Origin of the sequence: Pseudomonas protegens (genome assembly GCF_003732485.1) — a bacterium.
GTDB classification, from domain to species: domain Bacteria; phylum Pseudomonadota; class Gammaproteobacteria; order Pseudomonadales; family Pseudomonadaceae; genus Aquipseudomonas; species Aquipseudomonas protegens_B.
Window position 1 is genome coordinate 1 of sequence record NZ_MOAK01000079.1, and the last position, 863, is coordinate 863.

Genomic DNA, 863 nt, shown 5'->3' on the forward strand with positions numbered 1-863 from the left:
CGCTTGCAGGGTGGCGGAAGGCTGGCGGGCCAGAAAGGCAAACTGACGAGCGTCCATGGCGTGTATCTCGGGTAAAGAGCGGAGTTAAAGGAGCAGGTCCACACGGAAGTAGATCGGGGCTTCCCGCTCACTCAGGGCGTCGGGCCGTTCGAGGGAATGGGCAAAGGTCACGCTGGCGGCGAGGTGCTTGCCCCGGGCAAAGAACTCGATGGAGTCGCTGGAGACCCGGCCGTGCTGCTCGGCGTTATAGCGGTCGTTGCGGATCGCGCCGAGGTCATAGCCCAGCCCCGTGCCGTACTCGGCGAACACCGGGCGCAGCCAGTCCCAGGTCACCGGGCGACTCCAGCGCAGGTCGTTGCGCCAGTAGTAGCCGCTGTCGCCATTGAGGCTCTGGTCCTTGTAGCCACGGATCGAAGACTGGCTGCCCAGGCTCATGCGTTGCGAGCTGAACAGCAGGTCCTCGCTGCGCTGGCCGGTGACCAGGCTGCTGAACACCAGGGACTCTTCCCACAGCTTGAACGGCTGCAGGTAGCTGGCGGTGGCGGTGTATTTGCGATAGCGGGCGTTGGCCTGGCGATTGCCGTATTTGTCGCGCTGGTTTTCGCGCTGGGCATCGAAGGCACCGATGCCGTCCTGCAGCCCCAGGTCGAGGTTGAGAAAGCCGCTGCCGATGCGCCGGCCGTGGTTGATGCCGAACTGTGCTTCGCTGAGGCGGTTGCTGCTGTTACTCAGTTTGCTGTCTTCGATGTAGTTGTTGGTGCGCAGGTAGCTCAGGCCGCTGTTCAGCGAGGTCTTGCTCAGGGCGTCGCGATGAATCACCCGCTCCAGGCGCAGTTGGTGGTTCTGGCTGTCGCCGGTCTGCT

The 863-nt window shown here is 63.8% G+C and carries 1 protein-coding gene; it reads right to left on the reverse strand.

The features are described 5' to 3' along the window. Positions 1-84: 84 nt before the first annotated feature. Positions 85-863: ShlB/FhaC/HecB family hemolysin secretion/activation protein (locus tag BLX41_RS35855; protein ID WP_259745047.1), on the reverse strand; the 779-nt coding region annotated here is incomplete at its 5' end.